Source organism: Pantoea anthophila (genome assembly GCF_026104315.1).
GTDB classification, from domain to species: Bacteria; Pseudomonadota; Gammaproteobacteria; order Enterobacterales; family Enterobacteriaceae; genus Pantoea; species Pantoea anthophila.
The window spans coordinates 51,827-68,179 of sequence record NZ_CP110474.1; the positions used below are offsets into that span (position 1 = coordinate 51,827).

The following is a 16,353-nucleotide window of genomic DNA, read 5'->3' on the forward strand; positions in this document are numbered from 1 at the left end:
ATCGAATAGATGAATAACGACTTATTTCGCCAGGAAGCGCTGGATGCCAGGAAAACTAAAGTCCTGGGCTCTGTTGCGTTGTATTGCCCCCCTTTCCGCTGGGTTGTCATCACGCTGATCGGACTGCTGGTTGCCGTCATGATCGCCTTTTGCATCTTTGGCACTTACACCAAACGTGAAAGTGCGCAGGGTGTACTGGTACCGGAAAACGGCATGATGACGATTACAGCGATGAGCACCGGCACGGTTATCGCTCTGCCCGCCCGTGAAGGTGAGAGCCTGCAAAAGGGCAGCCTGATCGCCACCGTCTCATCGGAAATTTCAACACGCTATGGCCAGACACGCGAGGCGATTGCGGCCCAGCTGGAGTTTCAGCAAGCAGGGCTGAAAAATCAGCTGACCAATCTTGAGCAACTGCACACCGAAACGCTGAGATCTCTTGAGGAAAAGGTCAGTTTACTCGGCCAGCAATCGGCTGAACTGGAGACTATTTTTCGCCAGCGCACCCAGCAGATTCAGCTGTCCAGAACACAACTCAATAAAATGAGCGCCATGCGCAAAGAGGGCTACGCCTCCAATACGCAGGTAGAACAGCAGCAGAATGAGTTGCTTGATGCCAGCGTGCGTTTACAGGATGTCGCACGTCAGCGTATTGATATCCGCCAGCAACTGGCTCAGGCGCGGCAACAGCTGCGTGAGCAACCCCTCTCTTATAACCAGCAGAAAAACGAGTTGCAGCAAAAGCTTTCCGGGATCACGCAGTCGATCATGGAAAACGAATCCCGTCGTTCGATTGAGCTGCATGCGCCGGAAAACGGCACCGTCAGTGCCGTGCTGGTCAAACCGGGACAGATCGTCACGTCGGGTCAGACCGTGGCGATGATGCTGCCGGATAACGCGCGTTTGCAGGCAAGGATTATGCTCAGCAGCCGCGCCATCGGCTTTATCCGGCCAGGTCAGCGTGTCGTGCTGCGCTATCAACCTTTCCCATGGCAGAAGTTCGGCCAGCAATACGGCACCGTGCTGGAAATTTCAAAGTCGGCCCTGTCACCGCAGGAAGTCGCCAGCCTGACCGGCGATGGTCAGGTGAAAGAGTCGATGTATCAGGTGAAAGTGGCGCTGGATAAGCAGACGGTGCAGGCCTACGGCAGGCAGAGCAGCCTGCACGCGGGCAGTGCGCTGGAGGCAGACTTTATCGTCGATAAACGACGCCTCTACGAGTGGGTTCTGGAGCCATTAAACGCATTGGGCAAAATGACGTCCTTATAATTTCATTATCTTATCAGGTTACCTATGGATTTATTTCACAAACTGAATTTGTCATTTCGCCAGAAACTGCCCGTTTTACGTCAGACCCAGGCGGCTGAATGTGGCCTGACCTGTATCGGCATGATTGCCGGCTACTATGGTCATCACACCGATATGGTCTCGCTGCGCCAGCGCTTCCCGACCTCCCTTAAAGGCAGCACGCTGGCGAATGTGATGTCATTCGCACAGAGCATGGGCATGGGCTGTCGTGCGGTTCGCCTCGAACTGGATGAACTGGACAAACTGAATCTGCCCTGCATTCTGCACTGGGAGATGAACCACTTTGTCGTGCTGAAAGGCATCGCTAAAAACAGGCTCATTATTCATGACCCGGCGCGTGGCATACGCAAAGTGCCGATGGATGAAGTCTCCGCCTCATTCACTGGCGTCGCGCTGGAGCTTTATCCCGGCGCCACCTTTGAGAAGAAAAACGAGAAAAAATCGATTTCCATGCTGAGCCTGATCCGTAACGTGTCCGGAATTGGCTCTGCGTTCGTGCAGGTGGCCTTACTGTCATTGGCACTGGAATTTTTTGGCATCATCACGCCATTTTACATGCAGTGGGTGATGGATCAGGTGCTGGTCTCTGCGGACCGTGATTTGCTGACGCTGCTCGGTGTCGCCTTTATCTGCATCACCCTGTTTCAGAACCTGATTTCAGCACTGCGAAGCTGGGTTACGACCTGGTTCTCCAGCATGCTGAGCGTACAGTGGTCATCTAATCTGTGCGCCCATCTGCTGGGATTACCGCTCAGTTACTTTGAAGAACGTCATGTTGGCGACATTCTTTCTCGCTTCGGGTCCATCGGCAATATTCAGAGCACGCTTACCGGCCGCTTTATCTCGTCTGTTTTTGACGGGGTAATGGCGCTGGTCACCCTCGGCGTAATTTTCACCTATAACGCCACCCTGACCTGTGTGGTCGTTGGCCTGTTCCTGCTTTATGCACTGATTCGCTGGATCTCATTCGAGCCCTTTCGCCAGGCGAATGAGAATCAGCTGATGGCCTCCGCCGTAGTGCAGTCACAGCTGCTTGAATCGATCCGTGGCGTGCAGGCGATCAAGCTCAACAATAAGCAGGATCTGCGCGTTTCGACCTATACCAATGAAACCGTGGAGTCGACAAACAAAGGGATTACGACGCAGAAACTCTCGATTGGATTCAACACGCTGCAGGGGACAATTTCCGGCGTTGGCAAAATTGTTCTGATCTGGCTGGCTGCGGCGCAGGTACTGGACGGTAACTTTACCAGCGGGATGCTGGTGGCGTTCATCTCGTTCTCCGATCAGTTTATCTCTCGCTCTGCGGGCCTGATCAACGCGCTGATCGAATTCAAAATGCTCCGCTTACACGGTGAACGTCTCTCCGATATTGTCCTGACGGAGAAAGAGCAGAATATGGAAAGCCACATCGCGCTGGCGGAAGAAACAGGGCCGGTGCGTCTGGATATCAGCGACATGACCTTCCGTTATTCAGCCACTGACGAAGAGATCTTCTCTGACTTCAGCCTGAGCATTGCGGCCGGTGAATCTGTCGCCATCATCGGCCCCTCCGGCCAGGGTAAAACGACGCTGGCAAAATTGCTGCTCGGACTGCTCAAACCGAACGCCGGTATGATCAGCATTAACGGTATCGACCATACAAAACTGGGAATGACGCATTACCGCGATCTAATCGGAAGCGTGATGCAAAACGATATGATGTTTGCCGGCTCCATCATGGATAACATCAGTTTCTTTGATGCCAGCCTGGATAAAGCCAGGGTCGAGTGGGCAGCACGTATCGCCCAGATACATGGCGACATTATGGCAATGCCTATGGGCTACAACAGCATGGTGGGCGATATGGGTTCGTCTCTCTCCGGAGGGCAGGTGCAGCGGGTTATCCTCGCCCGCGCGCTTTACCGCCAGCCGCGCCTGCTTATCCTTGATGAGGCCACCAGTCATCTGGATGTGGCCAGAGAGAGTGCCATCAATGATGCGATAAAGCACATGAGCATCACCCGCGTCATCATCGCACACCGGCCGGAAACGATCATGAGCGCAGACCGCATTATCCAAATCAACCGCCATGGCGTGACCGAAATCACCAAAGCAGAGTTTGCAGCTTTAGTGAACGCCTCACAGGTGACGCTGGAAATAAATTAACAGATGGCACTGTTAAGTGCTGCCCAGCCCTGAAACCAAGGAGTGAATATGAAAAACAGTCTAATCTGCCTGGAAGGCACGCTTAAATTTGACGAAGAAGTCAGAACTCAGACAATTAATGTTGTGGCATTCAGAACCGGCCAGCAGATCACCATCAACCGCGACCGGCTTGCTGAAGGACAAACCCTTGGCGAGAATATTGCCTTACAGGTCAGTAATGCCGAAAAAATATTTAATCAGTTCAACCTGGTAAAAATGGAAGAGGTCAATGATGGCCATGCATTTACGAAAACTTTCCAGGTGATTTACAGCTTTATAACCGGCCAGGGCGGTAGTCAGCGAGTCTGGCAGGTAACCTATGCCTGTCTGATGGCTGATAATGTTACGATCAACTTCACGTCAATTTACCCTGATGAAGTATCCATGAAGAACGAGATGCACAGGCTGGAACATTGCGTAAAGTCATTTGCGCTTAACAACACCTGAGGTATTAACACGGATCTTAAAATGGCCATACCAGATACAAAAACAAAAGCTGAAAGAAATTAAAAATAGAAGTAATTCTATTTAAGAGGCTTCAGGTTAAATGCATAATTAACGCCGAAAATTAACATTAATAACACCACCTGCCATCAGTGACAGGGTCAGGAAGTGACCGTGCGTGATTTCAGTATCACGGAAGCTGACGTTTGCACCGCTGAATATTCAGGAGGAATGCTTCAACCGCGTTCTGCTGATATCTGCAAGGGATGTTGCGGTCGTCGTCATCATCGGGAATCACTCAACGGGCGTAAAGTCGCTGACGAACCCGTGCCAGCTCATTTCCTGACTGAAGCATAACGGCATAACGCCGCAGCAAAATTAATCGGATAAGAGATAAAAAGAGAAGCGCTAAGCCATTCACTTAATCGTCAGAATATTGAATGTGTAATCCTGATAGGTTATCCATGTAGCACAGGATAATAATTCAGAAAGGCATGCTGTAATAAAAAATGCCTGCTTTACCTGTTTTGAAACAAGACAGCATGTCACTGCCGTCATTTTAAAACAGCCTATGAAAAGTCATATTTTAATTTCTCAAATGAGAAGATAAGACATGGCTTAACTTTAAAATTAATCTGAGGAAATAATAATGCGCGATTTAAGCATGATGGAAATTGATGCCGTATCGGGTGCGGGGTTATGGGAATCACTCACCAGCAGCGTTCTGCTGGCAGCGGCAGGCTACGCTGCGGGTGCCACCATCGGCGGCATGCACGGTGGCGACGGTGGCGGTATCCTCGGCATTGGTGCCATTGGCCAGCTGGTGGGTATGTTGGGTGCAGGCATGATCGGTGCCGCGGCGGGTGCTGTCGCCGGTGCAATTATGGGCTGGAATGATTCAGAGTCAGTATATGCACTGGTCAATCAGTTTATCACTAACGCTTTCAACGGCACCTTCCAGGATAATGCGGCAAGCCGCTTGATCTGATGCTTATATGACTGGCGTTGACAAGGTGCAGAACATTCTGCACCTTTTTTTATGTCCGGTAAAAGCGGGCTGCGTTGTGACGCTGACTCTATAAAATTCCCAAATGAAAATGGAATCTTAAAATGTCGCACAGATTGGAGGTAACAATAAGGGGGTAAAAAAGCTAGACTCAGATTTTTCTGCTGAGTTTAGCCTGATGCATAATCACTACATCATTAATGGATTTATTGAGTTTCATCCTGCGGCCAGTACATTGCGTAATCTGAACGATCCAGAAAAATGTGTAGTCCTCAATTCTCCGGCAGGCCGCTGCCTCTTATTATTAATCACACGAAATGACACGATTATTACGCAGCAGGAGTTTATGGAGATTGTCTGGGAGAAAAATGGGATGCTGGTTTCTCCCAATACCTTTTATCAGAATATTTCTATTCTGCGGAAGGGTTTAAAAAAGGTCGGGCTAGCGGAAGATCCTGTCGTAACAATCCCACGTGTCGGTCTGACACTGGCCAGTGGAACAGATATAAAGAAACGCAGTAGTGAAACGCACGTTGATGGCAGTCAGGAAAACACGCACTCCAGAGATGAAGATACTTTTGCGAAAGAACCTTATGATGAGATGAGCCTGCCACCCTCAGCGGATACTGAACCGGGCGAGCCGTTGGTGGCGCACGCTGCCCGGCAGGAATCGGGAGCACCGCTGAAATCTTTCCTGCCAGCGGTTTTACTCTGGACCATGAGCCTGGTCGCACTGATTCTGCTGATGGTAATTCTGAAAACTAACAGCGCATCAGATGCGCCCCGCGTCCATTTTGATGAGTACCCTTTTCTGGCAGATATCAATGGATGCCGGGTTTATATTGCCGACAAAGATGCCCGTTCAGAGGAGAAAAAGAAAACGCTTTCTCTGGTTGAAAAATTGAAAAGCAGCTGCAGCCATTATCCCTGGGTCTATGTGACGCATTATGCGCTCCTGCCCAGAACCTCAGTCATTCGCTGCAATAAACCGATGAGCCAGAAAAATCAGTGCATTTCAGAATATCATTTCAGAGGATTGAATCCGGGTGATTAAAAAAACGCTTATCGTACTAACGGGTATCGTAATTTTAATGGAGGCGTCTTTTCTGGCCTACCCCTATCTGCAGCGCCGTCCCACAGAAAGTTTTAACTGTGTTGCAAACTTAGTAGAACATTACAGTGACGACATTTATCATCTGTCACTCAACTATATGATTCGCGATAACTTTGCGTTAGCCCATATCACCGGCTATTCAGAAATGAATCCTGGAAAGGTGTTTAATCGTAAAGTCTCCTTCAGCCTGCAACGCAATGGTGATATCTATTATATGTCCGCTGAAAAAAACATCAGGCTACCGGATGACAATCTCAGTGATGACGAGATCAGCCAGTATCTCTCGCGGTTTTTCATCGCCTCTGAGAAGGAAGTTTATATGCGAATCATCAGGCAGAAGAACAAAAACTTTCTTTTTATGGTCAATTTTATCCCGACCTATATCTGCAATTCGATATCAGGATAACAGCCTCTTTGTCCGATGCAGGGAAGAGCGGATACACACAAAATGGCATAAGCCTAACGTCCGCTTTCAACGCTTAACAGGCCCCTGCAGAGGCCTGCCTTCATTCAGTAACGCTTGCAGGTAAACAGATAGGAGAGCGGCCCGCTAATCAGGTAGGCCTGCTGATCCACCTGGCGCACATCCAGTTGCAGGTAGGTCGGATCCAGCGTGATCTCCGCCAGCAACAGATTGAATACCGCATCCGGGGTGGTATCGTTGGTTGAGGTGATAATCGATTTAATTTTATAGCGATAAGTATCGCTCTCTATTTTTCCCCCCTCGCTCAGTGCAATACGGCGATTGAGCGTGGTGACCTTATCTCCCAGCGTGACCTGCCCGTTGAGTAACAGATAACCGGAGTGCGCATCAATAAAACGCAAATCCTGCGACACCGCAAACTCGACTTTCTTCCCTTCCTGACGACTGAGATCGTAGCGGCTGAACGCCGAGCATCGGAACGGCAAATCAGTTTCCTGATGACGATAAAAATTGATGGCTGCAAAGGTAACCAGTAGCAATATGGCCAGCGTTGCCGTCAGCGTAAGAGTGGCGCTGCGTTTCAATTCATTCTCCAGTCGAGATAATAAACGTTGTCACAGGAAATGATGTGCCCACGCTCATCAAGATTACAGGCTGACAGCATCGTTCTGCCGTAGTTCGTGGTGGTGAACGCCGTGTTTTTATCGAAATAGATCCGTCGTCCGGCGCTGCAGGATTGATTATTCTCCCGGAGCATCTGCAGAATCTGTTGATCAATAGACTCGCGCTCTACCACATCCAGGCCTTTCAGCAGTACCGCTTCACAGCCGCCCGCCAGTGACACAGTGGTCAGCCCGCTATTCTTCTGCGCAGGATGGATGAAGATGTAAAAGCTGAAGGCAACGATGAATATCGCCAGAAGAATCAGAGCCACACTCAGTAGTCGGGTCCTGCGCATCGGCTTTGCGACCGGAGCCAGAGAGGGTTCCGGCGCGGTGACGTTATCCGGCGGCGCATCGGTGTCTGTGCCCGCTACCGGCTCCGGCGCGATATCAGACACCGCCACCGGCTGAGCCGTTTGCCGGACAATCCTGATCTCCGGATTAAGTCGGATGCCAATCTTCGGCAGGGTCATTATCAGATTCTGGCAACCATAGGCCGCAAGCGCCCTGCGCAGAATACTCAGATACTGATTCAGATTACTGTTAGATCCGCGCAGGCCATACCGGTCCCACACCTCTGTCAGTAAGGTGTCACGCGACAGGATTTCTCCGCCAGAATTCAGCAGCTGCTCAAACAACCGGCCGGAAGAGATACTCAGGCTCAGCGACTCCTGAGTAGGTATATGGCTCAGCGTACAGTCATCTGAATTATACGTAATCTGGTCATCGATAATGTAAATCATTAAGAAATCACTGAATTTGCGCTCATTGCTGACAGTATAATTCAGCTGGATTGAAGAAGCACCAGGCAGGGTTAATCCGGTAAATTAATACCGAAAACATTCGCTTAACAGAAACATCGCCGCCGGAATGTTCACTATTCTCCGCACCGCTTACTTAATAGCAGCACCTTCCGTTATTAACGCTTCGCTCATGGCGCCCTGTTCCGGCAGCTTTATAAATCTGTACCTTTCCTGACAAAATTGCGGCTGCCCGGCCGCCTGCGATTTTATTTCAACACTACAATTAATCGCACCAACATCATTTCAGAGAACGTTGATGAATATTGCAGCTTTTGATATTGGCGGTACCTCTTTAAAAATGGGCGTGGTGGACGATCGGGGAAACATTCTGACGCAGGAAAGCGCCGACATTTCCCACAACGCGCGGGACAAAATTCTGGAAGAAATAGTGGGCTGGCTGGAGAAGAATCCCGGCTGTGAAGGTATCGCCGTGAGTACGCCAGGCTATATCGACCCCGATAAAGGCTTTATTGAGATGGGCGGTACCATCCGTGATTTTGACCAGTTTCATCTGAGCCAGTGGCTGACGGAGAAAACATCCCTGCCTGCCACGGTGGAAAACGACGCGCACTGTGCCCTGCTGGCGGAATACTGGCTGGGCAAAGCGAAAAAACTGAACGACTTCCTGATGCTGACCATCGGAACCGGGCTGGGCGGAGCCGCTTTCTGCAACGGTGCGCTGATTCGCGGTGGCCGGAACCGGGCCGGTGAGTTTGGCTGTCTGCTGACCTCACGTCCCACCAGCAGCGACATTGAACGCCACACCATGAGCCAGAGCTGTACCATGACCGCCCTGCGGGAGAATTACAGTCAGCTCACCGATCGGCCTGTCGACGACGTCAGTGGCAAAGATGTGTTTGACGCCTGCGACCGCCAGGAAAAAATGGCGCAGCAGGTGGTGGAAAAATTCTACCAGGATCTCGCGGCCTGTTTATATAACCTCTTCAGCGTCTTTGATCCGCAGATGATATTTATCGGCGGCGGCATTACGGCGCGGGAACCTTTCCTTGAAGAACTCGCTGAGCAGCTGGAAAAGTATCAGATTGATATTCGCATTGATGCGGCCACCTACGGCAACGACTCCGGCATGCTGGGTGCAACATGGAATTTCCTCCAGCGCCAGCCACAGAAAAATTAGCTGACCGGTCACAGACAGCGTCAGGATAAAGGAGACGCCCAACCCTCTCTGTCGCCTCCCTGTCGCGCCGGCCCGGCTCCGGCGCATCAAACAGGCTCAGTGCAGCACCGGTCAGGGTAAAGACCAGCAGATATAACAGAATGAGCGCGACAAGCAGAGCACGGTGACTGCGCATCCCGCTTATTCCCATGTGGCTCAGAAGGTGTAGCTGAGGGCCAGCGTGACCCCGGCACCGTCGTGCCGTGCGACAAGGGGACTGTCGGAGGCAGATTTATCGAGCCAGCTGTAGTCACCCGTGACGCTGGCTGCCCAGGCAGGGGTCAGCTGATGACTCCAGGTCAGGCTGGCGTCCGTTCCGTAGAATCCCCCTGAAGCGTTATACCGTGCAAACCCGCTGCGCGCACTCTGCTGGCTGTTCACGCCGTACCAGGTGTTCATGTAGCGTCCATCACCGAACAGACCGGCCACCTGCAGCGCCACGGTATCGTCCGCGGTCTGCCAGGGGATCAGGGTGACCGACGTCCGGTACTGCACGCCCTGACTGTCACTCAATGGCAGCGTCGCTTTCCCCTCCAGCACCAGCCACGGCGTCACAGACCAGCCCAGCGCCAGCGCGGTATTGACCGTCGCGTCGATATTTCCCATTCCCCGCAGCCGGTCATCCCCGTCACGCCAGGAGGAGTTCCGGTCTGAGCGGCCCAGCCCGTAGCCCAGCGTATGCTCAAGGTAAAGTCCGTTATCCGCCTGCAGGTCATAGCCGATACCTTTTTGCGAATCGAGAAAAAACGCCCCGTCGCGCGCCTGAATCACCGGCATCACCTGCCAGTGATTCCTCTTTGCGCCGCTGTAGCGCGGTGCGTTAATGCCAGCAATGCCCAGCGTCATGCTGGGAGGCGGCGTGGGACTCTCTTCGGCCATCGCGGCGGCGGCACTGAAACCCAGCGACAAACAGACCATGTGAAGCGTTATTTTTCCGGTTATCATCACGTTTCCTCATTATCACATCCGGTGCGGAGCTGGGGAGTCAGTACCGCGTCACCGGAGGTGAGTATGCGAGGCGCGTATCAATGAACGGCCAGGGATTTATGAAGAAACAGTCAAGGTGGTCCGGAAATGCAGGAAAAACGTGTACTGATTATTGAAGATGACGCGGATGCAGCGGGCGTCCTTGAGGCTTATCTGAAACGTGAAAACTATGCGGTTACGATAGCCGGTGACGGACCGGGCGGGCTGGAGGCGGCCAGACGCTGGCAGCCCGATCTGATCCTGCTCGATATCATGCTGCCCGGCATGAACGGCACCGAGGTGCTGGCGGCGCTCCGGCGGCGTGACGATACCCCGGTGATCATGGTCACGGCGATGGGTGACGCGCCCGATCGCATCGGTGCGCTGCGCTACGGGGCCGATGACTATGTGGTAAAACCCTATCATCCCGGTGAAGTGGTGGCGCGCGTGCAGGCCGTTCTGCGCCGCAGCCAGCCGCCCGCGGCCGCGGCCGGGGTCCTGCGCTGGGCTGGTTTAACAGTCGATCCCGAGGCGCTCACCGCGGTCGTGGAGGGTGACAGCGCTGCCCCACACCGGCTCGATCTGACGCCCACCGAATTTTCTCTGCTGGTCACGCTGATGCGCGCCCCGACGCGTCCCTTTACCCGCCTGTTTCTGCTGGAGCACTGCCTGCCGGAAAGTGATGCGCTGGAGCGGGTAGTCGATACCCATGTCTACAACCTGCGCCGCAAACTGGAAGCCGCCGGCATCTCTGATGTACTGCCGGCGGTGCGCAGCGTCGGCTACCGGTTCAGACAGCCATGAAGAACGCAACCCACACCTCACTGTGGCGCTGGATCTGCATCCGGGTCCTGTTGCTGGCGATAGGCAGCGTAGTGCTGATCGCCCTCTGTATGTGGCTGCGATTTGCGGTGCAGGCGGTCTGGGTCTACCACCGGATGCCCCCCGCGCTGGTGGAGGAGTTCACCCGGCTGCGCCAGCATCCCGCCAGCGATCCGGCGCGCTTCCATCAGATAGTCGATCAATACTGGGGCATCAATTTTTCCGATCCGTCGCTGGCCTCCTCTGACTGGCTGACCGTCATCCTTCTGGTCGTGGTCACCATTCCCCTAATGGTGCTGATCGCGCTGCGCTTTGCGCGTCCGCTCTCCGCACAGTTCAGCCAGCTGGCAACGGCGGCGCGTGCGGTGGCGCAGGGGGAGTTTGGCCGCCCGGCGGCGGTTGTTGACGCGGCTCCGCAGGAGCTGGTGCGCTTTACCGAAGACTTTAATCAGATGACACAGCAGCTGGCGCGTTACGAGCGCGAGCTGCGCGCCTCTCACGTCGCGATGGCGCACGAACTGCGCTCTCCGCTGACGGCGGCGATGGGCCGTCTGCAGGGCATTCTGGATGGCGTTTTTCCGGCCGACCCCCAGCAGCTGGCGATGATCATGAAGCAGCTGACACAACTGAGCCGGCTGACTGACGAACTGCATCTGCTGTCACTGGCGGATGCGGGGCAGCTTACGCTGAACCCGGAGTGCTTTAACCCCGCCGAGCTGCTGCGTGAGCGCACCGGCTGGCTGCTGCCGCAGGCAGAGCAGGCAGGCCTGACCCTCCGCGTGAAAGCCCCTGACAACCTGCTGCTCTGCGCCGATGCGTTCCGGCTGGGGCAGGTGGTGACCATCCTCTGCGAAAATGCGCTGCGCTACGCGGCGGACGGCGGTGAGCTGCTCATCTCCGCCAGCCGGGACGCCCAAGCCACGATACTGACCTTCCGCGATTACGGTCAGGGCGTGGATCCGGACTTCCTGCCACAGCTGTTTGACCGCTTTACCCGCGCCGACTCCTCACGCGCCCGCCACTCCGGCGGCAGCGGACTGGGATTGTCCATTGCCAAAGCCATTGTCGACGCGCACGGCGGGACGATCATCGCCTCGCTACCCGCCGACGGCGGCCTGCTGATTCGGATAACACTCCCGGATCGATAAATTGTTCTGACTTGACCATTTCTTGATGGTTCATGGAACGTTTCTGGACATGGGCCGGGTTCAATGAGCACAACTCATTACAGGAACCCGGCTATGACAGACTTCTTATCTGATGCTGCCCGCCAGATGTGGCGTCACCTCTTCTCTGTTCACCTCGTGGTGCCGTTCGTCTTTGTGCTGTCCGGGGTGCTGATCATGACCGGCTGCCGCGATAACAGTGCGGCCCCGCCGCCAGCTCCGCCCCGCCCGGTAAAAACCGTGACCGCGCCGCCGCCCGGCGGTGCGGCCTCTCTGCGGCTGACCGGTGAAATCCGGGCGCATGACGAAGTTACCCTGGCCTTCCGGCTTGACGGGCGGGTCGTCAGCCGCACGGCTGAACTGGGCGATCGGGTCAGTGCCGGGCAACCGCTGGCGGCGCTGGAAAACGATCAGACGCGTAACCAGCTGAGCAGCGCCCGGGCCGATCTCGACAGCGCCCGGGCTGCGGAGCGGGTCGCCGCGCTGAATCTGCATCGGATGCGGTTGCTGATGCCCGGCGGTGCTATCGCCCGCAGCCAGCTGGACAGTGCCCAGGCGGACTGGCAGAGCGCGCAGTCCCGCCGCCTCAGTAGCGAAGCGGCGCTGAAAAATGCTCAGGATAGCCTCAGCTGGACCCAACTGACGGCTCCTGCTGCGGGCCTGATCACCGCTATCACGGTTCAGCCGGGTCAGGTGGTCAGCGCCGGACAAAGCGTAATGACGCTGGCCGCAGGGGATGCTCGCGATGCGGTGTTTGATCTGACCACGACCGAGCGGCTGCAGATCGCTGATCGCACACCGCTGAAGGTGACGCTGCTTGCCGACCCCGGCATCGAGGCCAGCGGCACGGTCCGTGACATCAGTCCGCAGGCTGACCCGCAGACCCGCACCTGGCGGCTGCGTGTCACGCTGAATCAGCCGCCCGAGGCGATGGCGCCCGGTGCCACCGTTATGGTTACCCTGCCCGACTCGCAACCGCCGGTCATCGCCCTGCCCGCCAGCGCCCTGACGCGCTTAGCCGACCAGCCGGCGCTGCTGGTTGTGGATGCGGCTTCCCGTCTGCAGCTTCGCCCGGTGGTGCTGGCCCGCTTTGACGCTCAGCAGATCTTCGTCGCATCCGGTATTCAGTCGGGCGAGCGCATCGTTACCGCCGGTGTCGCCACCCTGCAGCCTGGCGAAAAAGTGTTGCCTGCGCAGGAGGAACCATGAAAAAACCGGCTGGCTTTAACCTCTCTGGCTGGGCGCTGGCGCATCAGCAGCTGGTGGTCTTTTTCATGCTGCTGGTGATGGCCGCGGGCGTGATGAGCTATGAACATCTGTCACGTAATGAAGATCCGGCGTTTACCATCAAAACCGCGGTGGTCTCTGCCCAATGGCCGGGCGCCGACGTTAATACCATGGTGCAGCTGGTGACGGACGTGCTGGAGCAGAAGGTGCAGGAACTCCCCTCTCTCGATACGGTGGAGAGTGAGACCCGCGCCGGGCAGACGGTCATCTATGTCAATCTGCGTGACGATACGCCGCCGTCCCAGGTCGCGGGCATCTGGTATCAGCTGCGCAAAAAGATGAAGGATGTGAGCACCTCTCTGCCGCAGGGCGTGCAGGGTCCGGCGGTGAACGACGAGTTTGATGACACCTTCGGCACGATTTATGGCTTCACGGCGGAGGGCTTTAGCGCCCGTGAGCTGCGCGACCGCGTCGATAACCTGCGGCGCGCTCTGGCGACCCTGCCCGACATTGGCAAAACCCGGCTGCTGGGTGTGCAGGAGCAACAGGTGGTTATCGCCTTTTCTCCGCAAAAGCTCAATGGCATGGGTCTCGATTTGCAGCAGGTCAGCGACGCCATCAACGCGCAGAACGAGGTCGTCCCGGCGGGCAGCCTGCGCACCGACCGCGAGAGTATTGCGCTGCGGGTCAGCGGCACCCTGACCTCCGTCGACAGCCTGCAGGCGATGACGCTGCATATCGGCGATCGCTTTATCCCGCTGACCGATCTCGCGACGATCAGCCTGCAACCCGCCGAACCGCCCGCCCCGACGTTCCGGGTCAATGGCGTGCCCGCTATCGGGCTGGCCGTCTCCATGGCCGCCAGCGGCAACCTGCTCGACTTTGGTCAGCAGCTGAATCAGCGCATGCAGACGCTGGCTGGTCAGTTACCGCACGGCATCACCATGACCCGCGTTGCCGATCAGTCTGCGGTGGTAAAAACGGCGGTCAGCGGTTTTGTGCGAATTCTGGGCGAAGCCGTGGTGATAGTGTTAGCCGTGTCGTTTATCTCGCTGGGGCTGCGCGCCGGACTGGTGGTGGCGGCGGCGATCCCGCTGGTGCTGGCGATGACCTTTACCGGCATGTTGCTGGCCGGTATCGGACTGCAGCGCATCTCGCTGGGTGCGCTGATTATCGCACTGGGGCTGCTGGTGGATGACGCCATGATCACCGTCGAGGCGATGGTGGCCCGGCTGGAAGCGGGTGACAGTAAGTGGCAGGCCGCCACCTGGGCGTTTAAAACCACCGCCTTTCCAATGCTGACCGGCACGCTGGTCATGATCGCCGGGTTCATTCCGGTCGGGTTCGCCGCCTCCAGCGCCGGCGAGTACTGCTACTCGCTGTTTGTGGTGATCGCGCTGGCGCTGCTCTGCTCGTGGGTCGTCGCGGTGATCTTCTCTCCGCTTACCGGCTGCTGGCTGCTGTCGGCAAAACTGAATCATGCCGACCCGCGACCGGGCGTGCTGATGCGCGGCTATCACTGGCTGCTGGAAGTCATTCTGCGTCATCGGGGCGTGACGGTGAGCGCGGCGCTGGCGGTGCTGCTGGTCAGCCTGTACGCCACCACGTTTATGCAGGGTGAATTTTTCCCGGCGTCCGACCGCCCCGAACTGCTGGTCAGCCTCACGCTTCCCGCCAGTGCGACGCAGGCTGAAACCACGCGCCGGACCGCACAGCTGGAAGAGGTGCTGCGCCATGACCGCGATGTCGCCAGCTTCAGCAGCTACGCAGGGTCGGGTGCCATCCGTTTCTATCTGCCAATGGATGTGCTGCTGGAGAATGAAAACATCGCGCAGCTGGTGGTGGTCGCCAGAAACCTGACGGTGCGCGACCGGCTGCAGCGCAGGCTGGAGAGCAGGCTCGCTGAGAACTTCAGTGATATCACCACACGGGTCTCGCCGCTGGAGCTGGGACCGCCGGTTGGCTGGCCACTGAAATACCGCCTTACCGGATCGGATTATGGTCATGTCCGGCTGGCGGCGTCCCGGCTGGCGGCGCTGATTGCCCGCTCACCGCTGACCCGCGAGGTCAATCTGACCGCCGGAGAACCGGAGCGCGTCATGACGCTGGCCGTCAATCAGACCGAAGCCCGCGCGGCCGGACTCTCCTCCGGGACGATAGCCCGTGCCCTGAATACGCTGATGTCCGGCAGCGTGGTGACGACACTGCGCGACCGCAACCGGCTGATTGATGTGGTGTTACGCGGCAATAACGCGGAGCGGCAGGATACGGCGACGCTGGCGGGTTTGATGATCACCAATGCCAGCGGTCAGAAGATCCCGCTGCGCCAGGTGGCGACCCTGAAGTGGGGCGTGGATGATCCGGTGATCTGGCGGCGTCAGCGGCTGCCCTACATCACGGTGCAGACGGATATCGCCCCCGGCCAGCGGGCGGAAGCGGTCTCTCAACAGCTGGCACCGGCTATCGCCGCCCTGCGTGCTTCCCTGCCTGCCGGGTACACGATTGAGGAAGCGGGCACGGTAGCGGAGTCGGACAAGGGCAACAGTTCGGTCTTTGCCCTGCTGCCGATGACGCTCTGCGCCATGCTGGTCCTGCTGATGATTCAGCTGCAACGCTTTTCCGGCATGCTGCTTGCGCTGAGCATGGCCCCCTTCGGCCTGCCCGGCATCGTTTCCGCCATGCTGCCGACCGGCACCCCGCTGGGCTTTGTGGCGCTGCTGGGGATTATTGCACTGGCAGGTATCATCATCCGCAATGCGGTGATCATGATCAGTGAAGTGGATGCCAATGCCCGCGTCGGGCTGGCCGCCGGTGAGGCCATCCGCCAGGCAGCGCATCACCGCGCGCGGCCTATTCTGCTGACCGCCTGCGCCGCGATCCTCGGTATGATCCCCATCGCCCATCAGGTTTTCTGGGGACCGATGGCGCTGGCGATTATCGGGGGGCTGGTCAGCGGAACGCTGGTGACGCTCACCGTGCTGCCCGCCGCGTTAAGCCTGTTAATGCAGCGCCGGTCGCGCTGAAACGGTGTCAGGCGATCGCGCGGG

Annotated in this window: 14 protein-coding genes; 11 read left to right on the plus strand and 3 right to left on the minus strand. The window is 56.5% G+C overall.

Going from position 1 to position 16,353, the window contains the following annotated elements; all coding sequences use genetic code 11:
• Positions 1–9: 9 nt before the first annotated feature.
• The 6 genes from OJ965_RS20850 to OJ965_RS20875 all read left to right on the plus strand — a co-directional run bounded on the left by OJ965_RS20850 (position 10) and on the right by OJ965_RS20875 (position 6,465).
• Positions 10–1,269: an HlyD family secretion protein gene (locus OJ965_RS20850; RefSeq protein WP_265139339.1), complete on the plus strand. Its 1,260-nt coding sequence runs from the start codon at positions 10–12 to the stop codon at positions 1,267–1,269.
• Positions 1,270–1,293: 24 nt separating this feature from the next.
• Entirely contained in the window at positions 1,294–3,456 is a 2,163-nt protein-coding gene (locus OJ965_RS20855; RefSeq protein ID WP_154929194.1) for a peptidase domain-containing ABC transporter, read from the plus strand.
• A gap of 48 nt (positions 3,457–3,504) precedes the next feature.
• On the plus strand, positions 3,505–3,942 hold the full coding sequence (locus OJ965_RS20860) for a DcrB-related protein (protein WP_154929193.1): 438 nt from the start codon (positions 3,505–3,507) through the stop codon (positions 3,940–3,942).
• Between the two features lie 646 nt (positions 3,943–4,588).
• Positions 4,589–4,927, plus strand: coding sequence for a hypothetical protein (locus OJ965_RS20865; RefSeq protein WP_009093197.1), 339 nt, complete (start codon positions 4,589–4,591; stop codon positions 4,925–4,927).
• A gap of 196 nt (positions 4,928–5,123) precedes the next feature.
• Positions 5,124–5,999, plus strand: coding sequence for a winged helix-turn-helix domain-containing protein (locus tag OJ965_RS20870; RefSeq protein ID WP_265139340.1), 876 nt, complete (start codon positions 5,124–5,126; stop codon positions 5,997–5,999).
• On the plus strand, positions 5,992–6,465 hold the full coding sequence (locus OJ965_RS20875; RefSeq protein ID WP_009093199.1) for a hypothetical protein: 474 nt from the start codon (positions 5,992–5,994) through the stop codon (positions 6,463–6,465). Before OJ965_RS20870 ends, OJ965_RS20875 begins: the two co-directional genes overlap by 8 nt.
• Before the next feature lie 104 nt (positions 6,466–6,569).
• Here the strand turns inward: OJ965_RS20875 and OJ965_RS20880 are convergent, their stop codons facing one another.
• Positions 6,570–7,067 carry a FidL-like protein gene (locus OJ965_RS20880; protein WP_058957537.1) on the minus strand — a complete coding sequence of 166 codons (498 nt, stop codon included), beginning with the start codon at positions 7,065–7,067 and terminating at the stop codon, positions 6,570–6,572.
• On the minus strand, positions 7,064–7,888 hold the full coding sequence (locus OJ965_RS20885) for a transcriptional regulator (RefSeq protein WP_154929192.1): 825 nt from the start codon (positions 7,886–7,888) through the stop codon (positions 7,064–7,066). Before OJ965_RS20885 ends, OJ965_RS20880 begins: the two co-directional genes overlap by 4 nt.
• Before the next feature lie 316 nt (positions 7,889–8,204).
• On the opposite strand from OJ965_RS20885, the gene OJ965_RS20890 reads away from it, so the two are divergent.
• Complete coding sequence (locus OJ965_RS20890; protein WP_154929191.1) at positions 8,205–9,086, plus strand: ROK family protein; 882 nt, start codon at positions 8,205–8,207, stop codon at positions 9,084–9,086.
• A 195-nt stretch (positions 9,087–9,281) separates the two neighbouring features.
• On the opposite strand, the gene OJ965_RS20895 is transcribed toward OJ965_RS20890, so the two are convergent.
• Positions 9,282–10,070 carry a MipA/OmpV family protein gene (locus OJ965_RS20895; RefSeq protein WP_154929190.1) on the minus strand — a complete coding sequence of 263 codons (789 nt, stop codon included), beginning with the start codon at positions 10,068–10,070 and terminating at the stop codon, positions 9,282–9,284.
• 129 nt (positions 10,071–10,199) lie between these two features.
• Here OJ965_RS20895 and OJ965_RS20900 point away from each other — a divergent pair, with 129 nt between their 5' ends.
• The 4 genes from OJ965_RS20900 (at position 10,200) to OJ965_RS20915 (ending at position 16,329) form a co-directional block, all read left to right on the plus strand.
• Positions 10,200–10,895 carry a response regulator gene (locus tag OJ965_RS20900; RefSeq protein WP_154929189.1) on the plus strand — a complete coding sequence of 232 codons (696 nt, stop codon included), beginning with the start codon at positions 10,200–10,202 and terminating at the stop codon, positions 10,893–10,895.
• Complete coding sequence (locus tag OJ965_RS20905; protein ID WP_265139341.1) at positions 10,892–12,061, plus strand: sensor histidine kinase; 1,170 nt, start codon at positions 10,892–10,894, stop codon at positions 12,059–12,061. The genes OJ965_RS20900 and OJ965_RS20905 overlap by 4 nt, the downstream gene beginning before the upstream one ends.
• 93 nt (positions 12,062–12,154) lie before the next feature.
• Positions 12,155–13,288: an efflux RND transporter periplasmic adaptor subunit gene (locus tag OJ965_RS20910; protein WP_265139342.1), complete on the plus strand. Its 1,134-nt coding sequence runs from the start codon at positions 12,155–12,157 to the stop codon at positions 13,286–13,288.
• Positions 13,285–16,329 carry an efflux RND transporter permease subunit gene (locus OJ965_RS20915; protein WP_154929187.1) on the plus strand — a complete coding sequence of 1,015 codons (3,045 nt, stop codon included), beginning with the start codon at positions 13,285–13,287 and terminating at the stop codon, positions 16,327–16,329. Before OJ965_RS20910 ends, OJ965_RS20915 begins: the two co-directional genes overlap by 4 nt.
• Positions 16,330–16,353 lie beyond the last annotated feature (24 nt).